The organism is Robertkochia marina (genome assembly GCF_004799345.1).
Classification (GTDB): domain Bacteria; phylum Bacteroidota; class Bacteroidia; order Flavobacteriales; family Flavobacteriaceae; genus Robertkochia; species Robertkochia marina.
This window is the reverse complement of record NZ_SSMC01000003.1, coordinates 38,159-56,437: the sequence shown is the minus strand read 5'-3', so window position 1 is coordinate 56,437 and position 18,279 is coordinate 38,159. Positions and strand designations below refer to the sequence as shown.

General features: G+C 44.9%; 19 protein-coding genes. 11 read left to right on the top strand and 8 right to left on the bottom strand.

Annotated features, from left to right (window positions below; translation table 11 throughout):
- Entirely contained in the window at nt 1-1,896 is a 1,896-nt protein-coding gene (locus E7Z59_RS10820) for a TlpA disulfide reductase family protein (protein ID WP_136336371.1), read from the top strand.
- A gap of 46 nt (nt 1,897-1,942) precedes the next feature.
- Here E7Z59_RS10820 and E7Z59_RS10815 read toward each other — a convergent pair whose 3' ends face one another.
- Entirely contained in the window at nt 1,943-2,287 is a 345-nt protein-coding gene (locus E7Z59_RS10815; protein WP_242015688.1) for a DUF1801 domain-containing protein, read from the bottom strand.
- Between the two features lie 94 nt (nt 2,288-2,381).
- On the opposite strand from E7Z59_RS10815, the gene E7Z59_RS10810 reads away from it, so the two are divergent.
- The 7 genes from E7Z59_RS10810 (at nt 2,382) to E7Z59_RS10780 (ending at nt 8,093) form a co-directional block, all read left to right on the top strand.
- The gene (locus tag E7Z59_RS10810; RefSeq protein WP_136336370.1) at nt 2,382-2,816 is read left to right on the top strand and encodes an META domain-containing protein; all 435 of its coding nucleotides are present in this window, start codon (nt 2,382-2,384) and stop codon (nt 2,814-2,816) included.
- Nucleotides 2,813-3,634, top strand: a complete 822-nt coding sequence (locus tag E7Z59_RS10805) for an META domain-containing protein (protein ID WP_136336369.1) — start codon at nt 2,813-2,815, stop codon at nt 3,632-3,634. Before E7Z59_RS10810 ends, E7Z59_RS10805 begins: the two co-directional genes overlap by 4 nt.
- Nucleotides 3,635-3,802: 168 nt before the next feature.
- On the top strand, nt 3,803-4,456 hold the full coding sequence (locus E7Z59_RS10800) for a hypothetical protein (protein ID WP_136336368.1): 654 nt from the start codon (nt 3,803-3,805) through the stop codon (nt 4,454-4,456).
- Between the two features lie 11 nt (nt 4,457-4,467).
- The gene (locus tag E7Z59_RS10795) at nt 4,468-5,547 is read left to right on the top strand and encodes a DUF481 domain-containing protein (protein WP_136336367.1); all 1,080 of its coding nucleotides are present in this window, start codon (nt 4,468-4,470) and stop codon (nt 5,545-5,547) included.
- Nucleotides 5,548-5,610: 63 nt separating this feature from the next.
- Nucleotides 5,611-6,207, top strand: coding sequence for an HdeD family acid-resistance protein (locus E7Z59_RS10790; protein ID WP_136336366.1), 597 nt, complete (start codon nt 5,611-5,613; stop codon nt 6,205-6,207).
- A 232-nt stretch (nt 6,208-6,439) separates the two neighbouring features.
- A complete protein-coding gene (locus E7Z59_RS10785; RefSeq protein WP_136336365.1) occupies nt 6,440-7,381 on the top strand; it encodes a LysR family transcriptional regulator in 942 nt (313 codons plus the stop codon).
- 82 nt (nt 7,382-7,463) lie between these two features.
- Nucleotides 7,464-8,093: an urease accessory protein UreH domain-containing protein gene (locus E7Z59_RS10780; protein ID WP_136336364.1), complete on the top strand. Its 630-nt coding sequence runs from the start codon at nt 7,464-7,466 to the stop codon at nt 8,091-8,093.
- On the opposite strand, the gene hypE is transcribed toward E7Z59_RS10780, so the two are convergent.
- From hypE to E7Z59_RS10745, 7 genes are read right to left on the bottom strand one after another with little or no spacing between them, the layout of a single operon-like run.
- A complete protein-coding gene (gene hypE / locus E7Z59_RS10775) occupies nt 8,090-9,100 on the bottom strand; it encodes a hydrogenase expression/formation protein HypE (protein ID WP_136336363.1) in 1,011 nt (336 codons plus the stop codon). The two genes, E7Z59_RS10780 and hypE, sit on opposite strands and share 4 nt — an antisense overlap.
- A 6-nt stretch (nt 9,101-9,106) precedes the next feature.
- Nucleotides 9,107-10,201 carry a hydrogenase formation protein HypD gene (hypD, locus tag E7Z59_RS10770; protein WP_136336362.1) on the bottom strand — a complete coding sequence of 365 codons (1,095 nt, stop codon included), beginning with the start codon at nt 10,199-10,201 and terminating at the stop codon, nt 9,107-9,109.
- Nucleotides 10,185-12,473 (bottom strand): carbamoyltransferase HypF, encoded by a 2,289-nt coding sequence (gene hypF / locus E7Z59_RS10765; protein ID WP_136336361.1) that lies wholly within the window; start codon nt 12,471-12,473, stop codon nt 10,185-10,187. The genes hypD and hypF overlap by 17 nt, the downstream gene beginning before the upstream one ends.
- Nucleotides 12,470-13,009 carry a hydrogenase maturation protease gene (locus E7Z59_RS10760; RefSeq protein ID WP_136336360.1) on the bottom strand — a complete coding sequence of 180 codons (540 nt, stop codon included), beginning with the start codon at nt 13,007-13,009 and terminating at the stop codon, nt 12,470-12,472. The genes hypF and E7Z59_RS10760 overlap by 4 nt, the downstream gene beginning before the upstream one ends.
- Before the next feature lie 17 nt (nt 13,010-13,026).
- On the bottom strand, nt 13,027-13,767 hold the full coding sequence (cybH, locus tag E7Z59_RS10755; protein WP_136336359.1) for a Ni/Fe-hydrogenase, b-type cytochrome subunit: 741 nt from the start codon (nt 13,765-13,767) through the stop codon (nt 13,027-13,029).
- Nucleotides 13,768-13,776: 9 nt separating this feature from the next.
- Nucleotides 13,777-15,510: a nickel-dependent hydrogenase large subunit gene (locus E7Z59_RS10750; RefSeq protein ID WP_136336358.1), complete on the bottom strand. Its 1,734-nt coding sequence runs from the start codon at nt 15,508-15,510 to the stop codon at nt 13,777-13,779.
- Between the two features lie 12 nt (nt 15,511-15,522).
- Nucleotides 15,523-16,647, bottom strand: a complete 1,125-nt coding sequence (locus E7Z59_RS10745) for a hydrogenase small subunit (protein WP_136336357.1) — start codon at nt 16,645-16,647, stop codon at nt 15,523-15,525.
- Nucleotides 16,648-16,794: 147 nt separating this feature from the next.
- On the opposite strand from E7Z59_RS10745, the gene E7Z59_RS10740 reads away from it, so the two are divergent.
- The 3 genes from E7Z59_RS10740 to E7Z59_RS10730 are packed head-to-tail and all read left to right on the top strand — an operon-like array spanning nt 16,795 to nt 18,279.
- Nucleotides 16,795-17,136 carry a hydrogenase maturation nickel metallochaperone HypA/HybF gene (locus E7Z59_RS10740; protein WP_136336356.1) on the top strand — a complete coding sequence of 114 codons (342 nt, stop codon included), beginning with the start codon at nt 16,795-16,797 and terminating at the stop codon, nt 17,134-17,136.
- Nucleotides 17,137-17,152: 16 nt separating this feature from the next.
- Complete coding sequence (gene hypB, locus E7Z59_RS10735) at nt 17,153-18,016, top strand: hydrogenase nickel incorporation protein HypB (protein WP_136336355.1); 864 nt, start codon at nt 17,153-17,155, stop codon at nt 18,014-18,016.
- A 2-nt stretch (nt 18,017-18,018) separates the two neighbouring features.
- A complete protein-coding gene (locus E7Z59_RS10730; RefSeq protein WP_136336354.1) occupies nt 18,019-18,279 on the top strand; it encodes a HypC/HybG/HupF family hydrogenase formation chaperone in 261 nt (86 codons plus the stop codon).

Below are 18,279 nucleotides of genomic sequence, written 5' to 3'. Positions count from 1 at the left end.
ATGAGAACCTTTAAATTCATCACCCTGCTGGCAGTAACCTCTTGCTTTGTTGCCTGTCAGGAAACATCAAAAAACGACCCGGGCATTACTGTTGGTGATGTTCATATTTCAAAAACATATCCTGTTCAGGGTGACTCCATACAGCTGGCCTTTGCTGCTGACGAAGAAGTAGACAACGTTATTTTATACTACCACACGGGAAAGAAAGGGTACTTAAAAGACCTTGAATTTCAACATACCAACGAGGGGGTTACCGCCAATTTTCAGGTGCCCGACAGCGCTGTTAGTATGGCCTTCGATTTCATGAAAAAATATGAAGCCGTTAATGAGACGGCGGCTATAGCCGTCTATTCTGAAGAGGGAGCCGCTTTACCCGGTGCCCTGGCAGGCCAGGCCTACTATTTAACATATACGGGCAAGAGATTCGGTCACAATATCGACAATGACAGTATTCTTGCACTTTATAAGCAGGACCTGGAGACCTACCCGGAAATCAGCCCGGATCACGATATCGCATATGCCTTTCTTTTGATCAAATCCAGTAAAGAAGATGGAAAGGCCATGTTAAACTCCATGGAAAACGAACTTTTGGAAAAAGACAGCCTGGCTATGAAAGAACTGACAAGATTATCAGATGTATACATGGCCATGGACAACCGCGGAAAGGTAGATTCGATCTACGGAGTATTAGCAGACAACTACCCAAACAGTAATCCGGGTATCAGGAAGCAATTTAATGATATTCAACAGATGAAGGACCTGGAGGAGAAAGATGCTGCCACCAAAGAATTTATAGCCGCCCATCCGGAACATGTTACTGCCGGATACCTGACTTCCAGCCTTGCCCAGGCCTATGGACGGGAGGGAGACTATGATAAGTTCAACACCACGGTAGCTCTCATTAACGATCCTCAATCTCGAGGTAGAGCCTTAAATTCCTTGGCCTGGAGCCTTGCGGAAAAGGGAGAAGATCTTGACCGTGCAGCCCAGCTCTCTAAAACGTCATTAGATGTTATACAGGATGCCATGGACGCTCCGGATTGGGATCCAACATTTTCAACGAAAACGCTAACACAACTCCAATTAGATTACTCCCTTAATATGTATAGAGATACCTACGCCCTTATCTTATACAAACAAGGAAATATCAAAGAGGCTATAAAATACCAGGGACTGGCTTCAGGAGTTGAATCAGCTCCTGATGTTAATGAGAAATATATTCAGTATTTAATTGAAGATAAACAATACCCTCTTGCACAAGAGAAAGCAGCATTATACATTAGAAACAATGCGGCTACAGGAAAGATCTCAGAATACCTGGAGGTTGCTTTTTCGGAAAACGGCAGTGAAGGTGTTTTTGCCGATTACCTCGCATCTCTCGAACTGGAGGCTGAAGAGAAATTCAGGGAAGAGCTTATGAAAGAGATGCTGAATGAACAGGCTTCAGGATTTACCCTTAAAAATACCGCCGGAGAAGAGATCTCATTGGCTGAGCTAAAGGGCAAAACCGTGATCCTCGACTTTTGGGCCACCTGGTGCGGGCCTTGTATTGCCTCCTTCCCGGGAATGCAGCAAGCCAAAGAAAAATATGCTGATAATGACAAAGTCGTATTCCTGTTCATCAATACCTGGGAAGGTAAGTCTGATGAAGAGCGACTCAAGCTGGCCGCTAACTTCATGGAGAAAAAGGGGTATGACTTCAACGTTCTGCTCGACAATTACGATCCGGAAACCAGTGCCTTCGAGGTGGTTGAGAATTACAATGTATCGGGCATTCCTACAAAGTTCATTATAGGCCCTGACGGGAAGATCAAATTCAAGTCTGTAGGTTGGAACGGAAGCGCAGAAAAACTTTTAAAGGAAATCGAAATCATGGTAGAATTGGCGCAATCGTAAACAAGTCAGATCATATATTAAAAAGCACTCCCAGGAGTGCTTTTTTTTAATACAAGCCGGCAGCCTCATCCAGCACGGTTTGCAATACCTCGAGATCAAAATCATCCGGATCTTTATAACGCAGGGATCTCACGGTTTGTCGTTTTCCTTTTTCCAGGTTATCCAGGTTGTTCGTTAATCTGTTACCCCTCACGATCCCCAGATCAACGTACTTTTTGTTGGCCAGTAAATAGCAAAAAGGACGTCCTTTCAAGTAGTAAAAAGGGATACCGTATTTGAACAATAAATCTGCTTCGGGCACTTGTTTTTCCACCAATACTTTCAGTTGTAACAAAAAGTCTCTCCAGGGTTCCTTTTGCTGTAGAATATACTGTTCTGCTGGGTTCATCATTTTGCATTTTAAGGCTGGTAATATAACACGAAGCTTCTATTGACGTTTACCTATAAAGAAACCTTTTTTTTGTATATTTAAATTATTCCTCCCCATGAGAACCCTTAGCTTAACTACTTTTGCTCTTTGTGCTTTGTTCGTTCTATGCTCTTGCGCAGGACATAAATCGCAACCCATTTCAGTCCCTGATCTGATCACATGGCAATTGAATTTTATATCAGGATTACAAATGCCTTTAGATGCCCTATACCCTGAAAAGCCGCCCTTAATTATTTTCAATAGTGAAAGTATGATGGTACATGGATATAATGGATGTAATGACTTTTCTATTTCTTATCAGGTAGAAGGCAATGGCCTGGAGTTTTCAGAAACCGGTAAACAAACCCGAAAGGCTTGCCCCGGACCGGGAGCCGATTTTTTTATGGGGCAATTAAAGGCCGTTGACAGTTTCAGCGTTTCAGAAAACCGACTTTTTCTATATGGTAAAAAGGTGCCCTTAATGCGCTTTGTTAAAAACACCGAATTATGATGAAATTAAAACCATTTTGCGCTCTGCTAACCCTATTTGTTATGACCATTGCCGGCTGCGGCCAAAAGGAACAAAAAAACAATAGTGAGAGCCGGCCGGAAAAATCGGAAGTCAACGACCGGTTTAAAGCATCTGACAGTTCTAAACAGAAAGAGACCATGACATTTTTTAAGGCACAGGGCAATGAGCCCTTTTGGAATTTAACCCTTAATGACCAACAACTCATATTCACCTCAATGCTGGAAGGATATGAAGAGTTCATCACGCCTCTCCCGCAGGTGAACAGGGCTGCAGATGCCAATGTAAAACGATACCGGGCAGCAACTGAAAAGGTTACCCTAACAGCTACCATTACACATGAGCCCTGCGCAGATACCATGGCCGACAACAATTATGAATACCAGGTGGCTCTGGAAGTACAGTTAACCGGAGATAGCAAACCGGTTTCCTTAAAAGGATGCGGGAATTATGTGACCGACTACAGACTTCAGGATATCTGGATCCTGGAAAAACTGGGAGAGGAAATTGTTCAAGAAGGTTGGTTTGCCAAAGAACCTCCGACCATGGAAGTGAACGTTGCTGAAAATCGATTTACGGGGTACGCCGGCTGCAATCAGATGAGGGGTAATATTTTTTGGGAGCCCGGACTCTTAAGGTTCACTGATGTGATCTCTACCAGGAAAGCCTGCCTTCCTGAAAACAAAGAAGGTGAGTTTCTTGACAAGCTGCGTAAAACCACCACCTATAGCATTGAAAACAACCGTTTAATGCTCTCCAACCCGAACCATCCCCTGATGGTTTTCAGGAAGACAGATTAAATAAGTATACATTCGTCTAAAATTTCTGCACTATACTAAATAACTGACAATCAGAACATTATTTTTCGCTAAATTTAAAAACCCCTATGCCCTGCTCACTCACCTCATTTATGTGCCTGGTAAGTTTACCGGACGTTACACCTTGTTATTCCTCTAAAAAGTACATTTATGAGATCTATTTACATTCTTTTCGCAATAGGATTATTCCTGGTTTCTTGTGGTTCCAGCACCTCGATCAGCGAGTCATGGACCAACAAAGAAAAATTAACCACCAAGAGTTATAAAAACGTATTCATTGTGGCCATTACGGGAAATATGGCTGCAAAAACCCTGATAGAAGATGAACTTGCATTTTATGCCGAGAAAAGTGGTACCAGGGCTATAAAAAGTCATGAGGTTTTTCCCGCTACCTTTATAAAAGGTAACACGCCCTCCAAAGAAGCTATTCTTGAGATCATACAAAATAGCGGGGCTGATGCCATTTTTGCTGTTTCCCTCCTGGATGAACAAAGTGAAACCCGTTATGTTCCGGGCAACACCAATTATGCTTACGGGTATAATCCGCTCTCTTACAGCTATTACGGCAGTTTCTATGGTTATTATAATACCATGAGACCCATAGCCTACGACCCGGGCCATTATACCACTGATAAGATCTATTACCTGGAGAGCAATCTTTACGATGCACAGTCAGGCGAATTGCTTTGGTCTGCGCAATCGAAAACATACAACCCCTCCAGTTTAGAGTCGTTTACTCAGGATTATACAGAGGCCCTGATAAAAAGGCTGGAAAAAGACGGACTACGGGAGCCTGAAAGTTGATAACCGATGATATGCATCGGCAGAATAACAGATCACATCATAAAACATACATCCCGCATCGTGGGCTGTCAGGTTTTCTATGGGTTTTAACCTTTCTGATATGCTTTATCCAGGGATATAGTCAAACCCAAAACGACACCATCTTTTTAAAAAATCAGGACAGGATCATAGGAGAGATCAAGAGCTTAGTGAACGGCGTTTTAAAGGTTGAAACCGATTATGGTAAAAAAGATTTTGAGATCACCTGGCTGGATGTGGCGGTGATCCGGTCTACCCAATATTACCTGCTTACCCTCGAGGACGGAGGCAGATACAATGGCACCATGCGAACAAGAGAAAGAGACAGCTCTGTAGTAACCCTGTATACCTTTGAAGGCACACATACCATTGATCTTGAAAAGATCGTGTATTTACATCCCATAGAATCGCAGGTAATTTCCAGGTTTGATGCCTCCATATCAGTTGGGTTTAATTTTACTAAAAGCAACAATTTGCAACAATTCAGCATTAAGGGCCGCTTAGCGTATAGTGCGCGAATTTGGGCCGCCAGTGCTTCGATCAATACAATTAGTAATACCCAGGAAGGTGTAGAATCGACAGCTCGGACTGATGCCGACATCGGCGCCATGTACTTTCTGAAAAAGGATTGGTTCGTCGGGTTGAACGCAGATTTTCTGGCCAATGAAGAGCAACAACTTGATCTGAGAACTGCCCTGAAAGGTTACATAGGAAAATACCTGATACATTCTAACAGGATCTATTTGGCATGTGTTGGAGGGATCGGTTGGAACAATGAAAATTTCAGCGATGCAGAAAACACGAATCGGAACAGTTTGGAGGCCGTTTTAGGGAGTCAGTTTAACGCTTTTGACCTTGGTGATTTTAAGGTGTACGCCAGTCTTTTTGCTTATCCAAGTTTAACCGAATCAAACAGGATACGGGCAGACTTTAAGACAGATCTCAAGTACGATCTGCCAAAAGATTTTTTTATCACCCTTGGTTACACCCTGAACTTTGACTCACAACCGGTAGAAACGGCCGCCAGAGAAGATTATATTTTCCAGGCTACTTTTGGATGGGAACTTGATTAATAAAACTGAAACAGGCCTCATCGGCAATCAACTAAATAAGACAAAACCAAAAATTCATTCACTATGTTAAAATCTCTTGCAAACAGCTGGAAGGCCCTCATCTTTAAAGGTATTATTCTGATCATCCTTGCATTATTAATGTTTAGCAATCCAACCGCTACGGCTGCCAGTATCGTCATGTGGTTCGCCATCATGATCGCTCTGGACGGTATTATTACCCTGATCACAGCCATTCGCGAATGGAAAGAAAGGGAACATAAATGGCGGTTTCTTCTGGAGGGTGTACTGGGACTAATCGTTGGAGCGGTTCTCTTCGTATCCCCGGAAATCCCTATGACTTTTATCGGACTGGCCGTAGCTTTCTGGTTCATCTTTATCGGTATCAACCGCATCCTGATGGGTCTAAGATTGCGCAAAGAAATGGAAGGAGAAGGCTGGGTGATCTTTAATGGTTTTCTTACCCTTCTACTCGGACTGGCCATAGCAGCCACACCCTACCTTGCGGTTTCCTTTCTGGTTTGGGTAATGGGAATAGGTTTTCTTTTGGCTGGGGTCGCATTAATTTTCCTGGGGGTTAAATTGAAAAAGGGCAAGAAAAAGATCCTTGACAAACTTGATGATCTAAAGGATAATATGCGTTCAGAAATGTCTTCTGATTAAAATAAACCCGGGCTCCGATATAAATAAAGAAAAAAGAAGAAGAAGATTTCCGAAACCCGGGATACCTGTTTTCACGTGGTCAGGTCGGCTTCATTTATCGCTTTAGCCGTCTCTCCACCTCATGTTGTTCATTCCCGATCACCAATAGGATGGCATTGGAGTGGGCAAATATGCTAGGTAATTTTCATAATATTTTATTTATATTTATTACTCTTTACATAAATAAAAAATTATGGATTTCACTTTGCATCAAATGAAGATCTTTTTGAAGGTCGCCGAACTGGGAAGTATCACCCGGGCAGCAGAAGAGTTATTTCTCACCCAACCTGCTGTATCCATACAACTTAGAAACATGCAGGATCAATTCGATGTACCTCTTACCGAGGTCATCGGACGCAAATTATATATAACCCCTTTTGGAAGAGAGGTGGAAAAACACGCCAGGAGTATCGTCAGGGAAATGGAGCAGATGAAGCACCAGACCATGGCCTATAAGGGGTATTTGGCAGGTGAGCTGAAAATTTCCATAGCCTCTACAGCTAAATATGTGATGCCGTATTTTCTCTCCGAGTTCATGAATCGGCATCCCGGACTTGACCTGACCATGGACGTTACCAATAAGCAAAAGGTGATAAGAGCTCTGAACAATAATGAGGTTGATTTTGCTATGGTATCGGTTATTCCCGAAAAGCTTAAGGTAAACACCATTCAGCTCATGAAAAACACCCTATGCCTGGTGGGTGCCTCAGGAAAAGAATATCAGATTCGCAAACCCAAAGATCTGGAAGACACCTCCCTTATTTTTCGTGAAAAGGGATCAGCTACACGGGGGGCCATGGAGGATTACCTTCGACTGCATGAGGTAGATTCGCATAAACAGATCGCCCTTACTTCTAATGAGGCCGTAAAACAAGCGGTGATTGCAGGGTTGGGTATTTCTATCATGCCTCTGATAGGCATACGAAATGACCTTAAAAAAGGTGATCTCCAGATCATTCCTATCAAAGGACTACCCATAACTACCTACTGGCAATTGGTGTGGCTTTCAGATAAGGAATTAACTCCCGCCAGTAAAGCTTACCTGGAATATGTAGAATCTCAAAAGCAACAGGTGATCGATAAACATTTTTCCTGGTTTGAATCCTTCGATCCCGAAAAACAGATCTCGATCTGATACCGGGCGGATAAGCTGTCAAATATCAGGAAATGAAGGGCATAAATTTTGTAGTTTTAACAGGGTTCATCGAATTTCAGTCATGAATATTAGTTATGCCATCATTACCGGATGCCTTGCCGCAGCCGCCCATGTATTCTCCGGGCCGGATCATCTGGCCGCAGTGGCCCCATTGGCCGTAGGAGGTTCGGCAAAAAGCTGGCAAATAGGGTTATTCTGGGGACTGGGGCACCTGGCAGGTATGTTGTTGGTCGGGGTATTATTTACCCTGCTGCAGGACTTTCCTCCTCTTGAAGTGATCTCTTCTTACAGTGAGGCCCTTGTAGGGTTCGTATTGATCGGAATCGGAATTTGGGCTCTTATCAAGGCCTTTGCGCCGAACGCCGGAACTGTTGCTCACAGGCCCCATACTCATGGTAATAAAGATCACCTGGCCTCTTTCTCTATCGGCTCCCTTCACGGGTTGGCCGGGGTTGCCCATTTTATTCTTTTTCTCCCTGTCCTGGGGTTTGAGTCCAGGTCTGAGTCTGTTTTTTACATCATTGGGTTTGCCATTGGAACTGTGGCTGCCATGGTCATTTTCACCTTTGCATTAGGAAAAATCAGTTCTTTTCCTTCCTCTGCCAACAAGAAAAACTTTATGAAATCACTGCGGATTATCTCGGGAATAGCAGCCATTGCGATCGGGATTTACTGGATCTTGATCAATTAACAGATCCTCGGCAGTTGTTCTCCTATCAAAGGAGTTACCACTCTTCGGCCTCCTATTTTACTTTCCAAAACAACCATTTCAGGATGAGCTGTAGTAATCTCTCCGATAATGGCAGGCGATGCTTCCGGATCCTGTACTTTTAACGCTTCCAGCAGATCATGGGCAATGTCTTGGTGAGCAACCACAAGGAACACCCCTTCGTTGGCTACATACAAGGGGTCAAGCCCCAGAAGATCGCAGGCAGCTGCCACCTGCTTTTGAAGAGGAATCGCTTCTTCTTTCAGAAATACTCCCAGGGATGTGTCTACAGCGATCTCGCTAAGCACTCCGGCCACACCACCACGGGTTGCATCCCTTAACAAATGTATTTGTGTTCCAAAACGATCCAGAATATCAGAGACTACATAATTAAGATTGGTGGTATCACTGGAAATAGCTGATTCAAAAGCAAGCCCTTCCCGTTCAGACATAATCGCCATACCGTGTTGCGCCAAACTGTTGTTTACAATGATCTGGTCGCCGGGCAGAATTCTCGACATGGTAATATCAGCCCCCGGATGCTTCATTCCGACAGCAGTGGTATTAATAAAGATTCGGTCACCCTTGCCTTTTTCCACCACCTTTGTATCGCCGGTAACCACCTCAACACCGCTACGCTTAGCCGCTATGCTGATACTTTGTAAGATCTTTTTCAGATCTTCCACCGGCAATCCCTCTTCAATAATAAAAGCAAGAGAAAGATACTTGGGTATGCCCCCGCACATAGCCACATCATTGACAGAGCCATTTACCGCTAACTCTCCAATATCCCCTCCTTTAAAGAATATGGGAGACACCACAAAACTATCTGTTGAGATGACCACCTCCCCTGTTAGAGGAAGTACCGCCCCGTCATGCTTTTGATCAATATACGGATTACGAAAGGTAGAGAATATCAATTCATCCAGCAGCTCTCTGGTAAGAAGGCCTCCACTGCCATGTCCCAGCTCGATCTTTTTTTTATCCATTTCAATTCAGGTTTTAATCAGGTGATCGGAAAAATGATAATAGGCTGCACAAGCCCCTTCAGACGATACCATAGGGGCCCCCAGGGGCTTCGCAGGGGTGCACTCTTTTGCGAAATACGGACATTGATGTGGTTTTTTTAACCCTTTCAGGATCTCGCCTGCAATACATCCGGATGTGTTTTCAGCCGTATCAGAACACACTCCGAATTTAAGTTCTGCATCAAAATCGACAAAGGCATCCCGAAGCCTATACCCACTATCGGGAATGGGGCCAATACCTCTCCATTCACGGGTAGCGACCTCAAACACAGTTTCGATCACCTTTCTGGCTTCGAGGTTCCCTTCCTTGCGAACCACCCTTGAATATTGATTCTCCACCTTATACTTGCCTGCTTCCAACTGTTTTACTGCCCTGTAGATGCCATCAACCAGGTCCAGAGGTTCAAATCCGGTAACCACAATAGGAATTTGATATTTTCGGGCTAATGGCTCATAAGCGGTCGTACCCATGATGGCACATACATGCCCTGCTCCCAGAAAAGCATCAATGACAGCATGCTCATCGGCCAGGATAGCCTCCATGGCCGGAGGCACCAGCACATGAGAAACCAGTATCGAATAGTTGGTAAGTCCCTCCTTTTTTGCATGCAATACAGAAAGGGCGTCAGCAGGGGCGGTTGTTTCAAAGCCTACAGCGAAAAAAACCACTTCTTTTTCAGGGTTGTCACGGGCTATGGTTACTGCTTCTATAGGACTATAAAGCACTCTGAGGTCGCCTCCTTCGGCTTTTGCCTGCAATAAACTTTTAGTGGTTCCCGGTACCCGAACCATATCTCCGAAAGAACAGACAACAACTCCTTTTTCCATGAGCTGAACCGCCATATCAATTAGGCTTTTCGGGGTCACACAGACCGGACAACCGGGGCCATGTATCATTTGCACCTCATCAGGGAGCAGATCTAATAGTCCGTTTTTAACCAATCCATGGGTTTGCCCTCCGCAGATCTCCATGATCTTCCAGGGGCGGGTTACCGTTTCCCGGATCTGTTTTAGAAAAACCCTGGTGGCATCCCGGTCGCGATATTCATCCAGATACTTCATCTTCTTCCTGTTTACAGTTAAGGGCGTACATCAATTGCCCAAAGCATGTATTCTCATCATTAGGGCTTAACTCTTTATGAAAATACAGCTTGTAGTTATTCCCTGCCTCGTCAATAACCAGATCAGTGAGAATGGCATTCTGAAATACACCTCCACTAAATGCAAGGTGATTGAAATGGTAGTTTTCAGCTACCTTAAAGATAAACCTTCCCAGGGTTTTCAAAAAGCTCATGGCCAATACCTCAGGCGAATAACCTTGCTGTAATTCATTGAATACCCGGCTGATAAGCGCAGCCGGATTCAGATCTCCGTCAGCCACCAGATCGTTCCAGGCCACAGCTTCTTCAGGATCTGCCTTTTCCGCAAGTGCTTCCAATTGCATAGCGGCCTGCCCTTCAAAACTATTGTGATGGCATATCTTCAGTAAGGCTGCCACTGCGTCAAAAACGCGACCCATTGAAGAGCTTCTAAGGGTGTTTTTCTCTTTTAACTTTTGGTAGACTGTCCATTCCTCCCGTGAGAATTCTTCAGATAGGTATTTTAACACCTCTGGATCATCAGTCATGGCCAGCAAAGCTACACGAGGTTCTACTGCCATTTTATCACCTGCGATCCACGGAAAATATTCAAGATGGCTCAGCCTGCTGATCCTGTGATCTTCATACCGAAAAAACTCTCCACCCCAAACCTGTCCATCGTCACCATATCCGGTGCCATCCCACACCACCCCCAGTACATCATGAGGTTGATCGAAAAGGTTGTTTTCAGCCAGTACAGCGGCAAAATGTGCTTTATGATGCTGTATTAACTGAAATTCTGCACCTGATTTCCCTGCCAGCTTTTTCCCTTCAGCACGGCTTTGATAAGCCGGGTGTTTATCGGCCAGAACAATATCAGGAGTAAATCTGAACATGCTTTGCAGCCTTTGAAGTACAGCGTGGTATCGGGTATACGTTTCCAGGCTTCCAAGAGCTCCGAGATATTGACTGATGTATAAATAGCTATTGGGTATCATTGCAATGGCCGACTTCAATTCACCGCCCATAGCCACCCATTTCTTTTCGGTGGTATAAGGAGCATCAAAGTAATTAGGGGCTAATCCCCGTGATCTTCTGAATACAATCTGTCGGTGGTGTTTGGGAGTGAATTTTACCACCGTATCATCCTGAGGGTTTATGATATACTGGTTATGCAGTAAAAATACGTCTGCCACTTCCGCAAGCTTACTCAAGGCCTCCTGATTATCAGCTATAACAGGCATGGCATGTAAATTTCCGCTGGTGGCCACAAGGGGGGCTCCAAAGGCAGCCGCTAATAGTTTCAGGATTCCGTTATAGGGTATCATGACCCCAAGGTGTTCCAGGTTAGGAGCAAGGGCAGTAAAGGCCAGCTGCCTTTCGGGTTTCTTCCTCATAGGAAGGATCACTATGGGGCTCACCCTTCCCTTTAGTTCTTGTGCTGCCTTCTCAGCACAGTGAACCACTTCCTTCACCTGTTCCATATCGGGGAAGAGCACTGCAAAAGGTTTGGAAGGACGATGTTTACGGGTTCGTAATTGATTAACGGAGGTTTCATTTGAAGCATCACAACACAGCAGAAATCCTGAGCTGTTCTTTACGGCAAGGATCTGCCCCTGTTGTAATTTTTCAGCCGCCTCCTTAAAAACTTCCTCTCCGGTAACTGCCAGGGGTTGTTTATCAGCTTCCAGCCAGCAATAGAATCCACATTCAGGGCAGCTGATCGTCTGGGCATGATATCTGCGATCTTTCAGGGTGGTATACTCATGTTGACAGGAATCGCACATGGGATGATCGCGATAGGAGGTATGCGCTCTTTCAAAAGGATAATCCGCTGCTATGGCCCAACGCTGTCCGCATTCCACACAGGCAGTAAATGGGTATGAAAAGCGTTTGTTTGAAGGATCTTCAAGTTCTTCCGAACATTTTTTACAAATAGCCATATCCGGGGTAAAAGGCAAATTGAGGGTTTTGCCTTCAGGGGAAGGAACGATTTGAAAGACTGTGAATTTCTGAAGCGGATGTGGTTCGATCTTAAAACTTCTTATCCTGGCCAACTCATAGGGATAATGCAATAGTTCGTTGTAAAAGTCATCGATTACTGCCTGATCTCCGGTAACGAGTATCTGTACTCCTTTCTCATTGTTGCACACCTCGCCTTTCAGATGAAAACGATCTGCCACCTGGTGTACAAAGGGTCTGAACCCAATGCCCTGTACCAATCCGCAGATCGTTATCTTTCGTGTTACCTTCACGAGACTTCAGTCTTGGCAGCCAGTGTCCTGGCCATGGTAAAGGCCATTTTAGTAACCTTGGGAATAGCATTCCTTACAGCCAGGCTTAAGGTGGTGCTCATCGGGTAGATCTCGGAGATAGAGATGGTCATCAGATAAAGCTCCGGTTGAAGATCCATCAAATACACCGCTTCGATCATATCTTTTAACCCTACATCGTGAACACTCAGGGCGCTGGGAAAATCGGATGCAAATTTGGGTTTCTGTAAACGAACCGTTCCCGGAGGTTTCCCATCCATAGTGGCGTCGATAAAAATGATATTCTTATAAGCCTCAAAACAATTGAGCAACAGAAAACCACCTGTACCTCCATCCAGGATATCAGTTTTTGGAGGCAGCTCCTGCCTGGCCATATACTGAATAACCTGAACGCCAACACCTTCATCTCCCATCAGGTAATTACCCACCCCCAAAATGAGGGTCGTATCCGATTTGTCCTTTTCATAAAAAAATGAATCGCTGCTTATAGCCACTGGTTGTTGATGAGATGGTTCCATAGGGTGTATATTTTAATTTAACATTGCTCTATTGTTGATTCTTCTTCAGGTTGTGTTTGCTCTACTTTTTCCTTCACCCTTTCATCCCGTACGAACTTATATCCCCCGAACATGGAAGAAACCTCTCCCCTGCCTTCCAGCCAATCGTGGTAAAACACCAGGTATACATGTACGAGGGTAAAGAGGATGAACAGCCAGGTAGTTACATGATGAATGGTGCGGGTAATAAAATCGCCTCCCAGGAAATCGGGTACCCAGGCAAATAACTTAGGTAACCACCACCCGGAATTATCGGCATAGAGACCAAACCCGGTAAATACCTGGATAAGGGCCAGGAAGAAAAGCACCAGGTATGAGAACGCAGCCACACTATTGTGTCCTACCGAAATATTGGTCAGATCAAATTTCTTTTCATTTTGAAGCAGTACATCTATCTTGACCACGTGTATAAAGTTATGCCAGGCCTTTTTGGTAAAAGGAAGAAACTGTTTCCAGCTGGCAAAACGATTCCCTACGAACGACCAGTAGATACGCATGAGCATATTGAAAAAGAATATATAGGCCGTACCAAAATGAATGGCCCTGATGGTGCCGAACCAAAAAGATTCACTGGCTTCTGCTGCAGACATGATGGGCGGTGGATCTGCGATCATAAACCCCGTTGCTCCAAGAACCACGATACACATGACATTCACCCAGTGGAAGATGCGCACAGGGAGCTCCCAAACATAAACCCGTTTAAAATCTTTTGTTCTCATAACCTCAATTTAGATCTCACATCCGGCAACATTGGATACCTGAGATATGTGTTTTCCATGCTCATCGTAAAGATGCACTGCGCAGGCGATACAGGGATCAAATGAATGTATGGTTCTAATGATCTCCAAAGGCAGTTCTACGTCGGCCACGGGAGTGCCCAGCAATGTCGATTCATAGGCCGATCGCTGCCCTTTCGGATCTCTGGGAGATGCATTCCAGGTAGAGGGCACCACCAACTGATAATTCTCTGTTTTTTGATCTTTGATTCGAATCCAATGTGCCAGGGCTCCACGTGGCGCTTCGGTATGCCCTACCCCCTTGCATTCCTGCGGCCATCGTTCAGGCTCCCGTTCTTTAGCGTTGGCCATTCGGGTATCTCCGTTCTTGATGTTGTTGATCAGGGTATCATAAAATTCCATGGTCCAATTGGCCACCAATTGGGTTTCAATGCCTCTTGCAGCCGTTCTTCCCAGGGTTGAAAACAAGGCCTCCACAGGAACATCGAGTTTCACAAGACTTGCATTCACGATCTCCTGGATCTCCTTATTGCCACGGGCATAGCCTACCAACATTCTGGAGAGCGGCCCTACTTCCATAGGATGGCCCTTCCATCTTGGAGTTTTTATAAAACTGTAGCGGTCACTCACATCCAATTGATCATAAGGTGGTTGCGGTCCGGTATAATTGATATTGGTTTCTCCTTCCCAGGGATGTCTTCCGGTATCAGCACCTTCTCCATAAGGTTCGTACCAGGAATTATTCACGAATTCTTCGATATCGTTGTTTCTTCGATCAACATCATGAACTTTGGAGAGGTCAAAATTCAGGATAGCCCCCTGAGGAAACTTAAAGCCGGAAGGATCGTTGTACCCATTCACCGGAAAATCTCCATAAGACATATAGTTTCCGAATCCTTTCCCAATAGCGCCCCAATCTTTGTAAAACGAAGCAATGGCCAGCAAGTCGGGAATATACACCTGCTCAATAAACTGTTTCCCTTCTTCGAGAAGCTTACCAACATAGGCCAGCCGCTCTGCATTGAGTCCGCCCGGATCTTCTGTATTTATGGCACAGGCCATACCTCCAACCAGATAATTAGGGTGTGGGTTCTTACCACCAAAGATGGTGTGTACTTTTACGATCTCCTTTTGCCATTCAAGGGCTTCCAAATAATGCGCTACTGCCAGCAGGTTCACCTCAGCAGGTAATTTCATCTGCGGATGCCCCCAATAGCCATTAGCAAAAATTCCCAACTGCCCGCTCTCTACAAAACGGGTGATCTTTTTCTTGATATCGGTAAAATACCCCACCGAGCTTTTTGGCCATGGAGAAATGCTCTGTGCTAATTCGGAGGTTTTTGCAGGATCAGCCTTTATCGCATTAACCACATCAACCCAATCAAGGGCATGCAGGTGATAAAAATGGACAGTATGGTCATGCATATAAAGGGCTCCTTCCATGATATTGCGTACCATCTCGGCGTTTGGCGGGATGGTAATTCCCAGGGCATCTTCTACAGAACGCACTGAAGCCAGGGCGTGCACCGTGGTACACACACCACAGGCCCGCTGTACAAAGGCCCACACATCTCTGGGATCTCTGCCCTTTACAACGTTCTCCAACCCTCTTACCATCGGACTTGAGCTATAGGCGTCTGTGATCTTCCCGTCTTTGACCTCTACTTCTATGCGAAGGTGGCCTTCTATTCGGGTAACCGGATCAACTACTATTCTGTTTGCCATGATGATTATTTTTTAGAGGTCTAAATTTTGTTCGTTTTCCCTGCCGCCCCTGGTCCGGGTACGAAGCTCTTTGCGTTTAGAGATATTGACAGCAATGGCGTGGGCTGCTATACCTCCGGCCACCACACCGGCTGCTACTTTTCCTATCTGATCTGCCGAACTTTCAATACCAAACCTGTCCAGCCCTGTAAGACGCTCATAAAAGGGTCCGTTATCCCAAAAGTCATCTTCACTACAGCCAATACATCCATGCCCGGATTGAATAGGGAAACTCACTCCATTATTCCATCTAATGGTACCGCAGGAGTTATAGGTCATAGGCCCCCTGCAGCCTACTTTGTAGAGACAATATCCTTTCTTGGCATTTTCATCATCAAATGATTCTGCAAACAGTCCGGCATCATAATAAGGTCGTCGGTAGCAGGAATCGTGAACGCGTTTCGCATAAAAAGCCTTAGGCCTGCCCATCTGATCCAATTCAGGCAGCCTGCCAAAGGTGACCATATGCACAATGATCCCTGCCATGACTTCCCCTATGGGCGGACACCCGGGAACGCGTATAATAGGTTTGTTTTTTATGATCTTGTGAATAGGGGTGGCATCAGTAGGGTTAGGATAGGCAGCCTGTACACAACCATTAGAAGCACAACTACCCCAGGCAATGATGGCTTTTGCTCCTTCTGCAGCCTCCAGGAGAATATCCTTAGCCGATCGGCCGGCTATACAACAATAATTACCATCGGCCCCCATAGGTACTGAGCCCTCTACACATAAAATGTATTCACCCTTGTATTTTTCCATGGTATCGTGCTTGGCCTTCTCTGCCTGGTGGCCTGAAGCGGCCATCAGGGTAAGGGTATAATCAAGAGAGATCTTGTTGAGAATAATGTCAGACACAATAGGGTGATCAGATCGGATAAAGGATTCACTGCAACAGGTGCATTCCTGAAAATGCTCCCAGATCACAGGCACCCTGTACGTGGTTTCGAGAGAATTGACCACCTGCCCTATCATGGAGGTTTCGACACCCATATAGGCTGCGATATAAGTGGCGAACTTCATAAAGTCACGCCGGCTGTACCCCTGCTTGATAATGCTCTCATAATAGGTCTCCCTCCCTTCTTTCCTGGTTGCCATATGTTTGGTATTTACTGGAGTGGTTTTTGGTAAAGTCCTTTAAAAATACCATTCCTAAACTGTTAAAAATCTGACTGTTGTCATGTTTATCTCCTTTTTTAGTTGTTAATATTGATTATAACACGGAGTATCACTGAAAAATCCACAATGCACGAATTATCAATAGCCATGGGGATCGTTAAAATTGCCCGACAGGAACTGAAAAAATCAGGGGCCCATAAGATCCTGCGCATCGATCTGGATATCGGAAAATTGGCAGGCATTGAATTTGAAGCCCTTGACTTTGTATGGCCTATGGCAGTAAAAGATACCGTATTGGAAACTGCAGAACGCCGGGTAAATAAAATAGAAGGCAAAGCAACCTGCCTGGAATGCGACACAGAATTTGCAGTAAAACAGGTATATGATCCCTGTCCGGAATGCAACAGCTACCTGAAAGGGATCATTCAGGGAAAGGAATTAAGGGTACAGGCCCTGGAAGTAGAATAATTTAAATTGAAATATTATGTGCGGAACATGTGGCTGCGGAGGAGATGAGAATAACATCATTCTGCTGGGTAAAGAACATCATCACCATGATCATCATCATCATGATCATCACCACCATGATCACCATCACGAAAATGGTCATGAACATCACCATGACCACCATCATGGAAACGGACATACGCATGAGCATGATCATCACCAACACGATCATAAACAGAAGGTGATCGCGGTAGAGCAGGATGTGCTGCAACATAACGAATTAATGGCAGCGCGCAACCGCGGCTATTTTGAAGGCAGGAATATACTTGCTTTAAACCTGGTGAGTTCTCCGGGATCGGGTAAGACCAGTTTATTAGAACGTACGCTGACGGATAAGAAAGATGATTTCTCCTTTTATGTGATCGAAGGCGATCAGCAGTCATTAAACGATGCAAACCGCATTGCTGCCCATGATATCCCCGTAGTGCAGATCAATACGGGAAAAGGGTGTCATTTGGAAAGTGATATGATATACAGGGCCGTAAAAAAACTGGATCCTGATCAAAACAGTATTCTGTTCATAGAAAATGTAGGCAACCTGGTGTGCCCGGCCATGTTCAATCTCGGGGAAACCGATCGCATTGTGATCATCTCAACCACGGAAGGGGTCGACAAGCCTATCAAGTATCCTGACATGTTCCTGACCTCCCGGGTATGCATCATTAATAAAACAGACCTGCTGCCCTACCTTGGCATCGATCTGAACGAGCTTAAGGAGAATGCCCTAAAAGTAAATCCGTCTCTGGAGTTTATAGAAGTCTCAGCCACCACCGGCGAGGGTATGGACCAATGGTATGAATGGTTGGAGAAAAAGATGAAAGCAACCCCGGAAATAAAATAATAATGTGCTTATCAATACCAGGAAAATTAATTGCTATAGACCAGGTGTTGGACGATACTTTCAGAACCGGGAAAGTATCGTTTGACGGGGTTATTAAAAATGTAAGTCTCACCCTGGTTCCCCAGGCAAAGGTGAATGACTATGTAATGGTTCATGTCGGGGCTGCCATAAGTATTGTAGATGAAGAGGAGGCTAAAAAAACCTTTGAGGTGCTGAAACAGCTTGGAGAACTTGATGAACTAAGACCTCCCGATAACACCTGA

Coding starts and splice junctions, on each gene's coding strand:
- E7Z59_RS10820 (WP_136336371.1), top strand. CDS start 1: ATGAGAACCTTTAAATTCATCACCCTGCTGGCAGTAACCTCTTGCTTT.
- E7Z59_RS10815 (WP_242015688.1), bottom strand. CDS start 2,287: ATGATGAACCCAGCAGAACAGTATATTCTACAGCAAAAGGAACCCTGG.
- E7Z59_RS10810 (WP_136336370.1), top strand. CDS start 2,382: ATGAGAACCCTTAGCTTAACTACTTTTGCTCTTTGTGCTTTGTTCGTT.
- E7Z59_RS10805 (WP_136336369.1), top strand. CDS start 2,813: ATGATGAAATTAAAACCATTTTGCGCTCTGCTAACCCTATTTGTTATG.
- E7Z59_RS10800 (WP_136336368.1), top strand. CDS start 3,803: ATGAGATCTATTTACATTCTTTTCGCAATAGGATTATTCCTGGTTTCT.
- E7Z59_RS10795 (WP_136336367.1), top strand. CDS start 4,468: ATGCATCGGCAGAATAACAGATCACATCATAAAACATACATCCCGCAT.
- E7Z59_RS10790 (WP_136336366.1), top strand. CDS start 5,611: ATGTTAAAATCTCTTGCAAACAGCTGGAAGGCCCTCATCTTTAAAGGT.
- E7Z59_RS10785 (WP_136336365.1), top strand. CDS start 6,440: ATGGATTTCACTTTGCATCAAATGAAGATCTTTTTGAAGGTCGCCGAA.
- E7Z59_RS10780 (WP_136336364.1), top strand. CDS start 7,464: ATGAATATTAGTTATGCCATCATTACCGGATGCCTTGCCGCAGCCGCC.
- hypE (WP_136336363.1), bottom strand. CDS start 9,100: ATGGATAAAAAAAAGATCGAGCTGGGACATGGCAGTGGAGGCCTTCTT.
- hypD (WP_136336362.1), bottom strand. CDS start 10,201: ATGAAGTATCTGGATGAATATCGCGACCGGGATGCCACCAGGGTTTTT.
- E7Z59_RS10760 (WP_136336360.1), bottom strand. CDS start 13,009: ATGGAACCATCTCATCAACAACCAGTGGCTATAAGCAGCGATTCATTT.
- cybH (WP_136336359.1), bottom strand. CDS start 13,767: ATGAGAACAAAAGATTTTAAACGGGTTTATGTTTGGGAGCTCCCTGTG.
- E7Z59_RS10750 (WP_136336358.1), bottom strand. CDS start 15,510: ATGGCAAACAGAATAGTAGTTGATCCGGTTACCCGAATAGAAGGCCAC.
- E7Z59_RS10745 (WP_136336357.1), bottom strand. CDS start 16,647: ATGGCAACCAGGAAAGAAGGGAGGGAGACCTATTATGAGAGCATTATC.
- E7Z59_RS10740 (WP_136336356.1), top strand. CDS start 16,795: ATGCACGAATTATCAATAGCCATGGGGATCGTTAAAATTGCCCGACAG.
- hypB (WP_136336355.1), top strand. CDS start 17,153: ATGTGCGGAACATGTGGCTGCGGAGGAGATGAGAATAACATCATTCTG.
- E7Z59_RS10730 (WP_136336354.1), top strand. CDS start 18,019: ATGTGCTTATCAATACCAGGAAAATTAATTGCTATAGACCAGGTGTTG.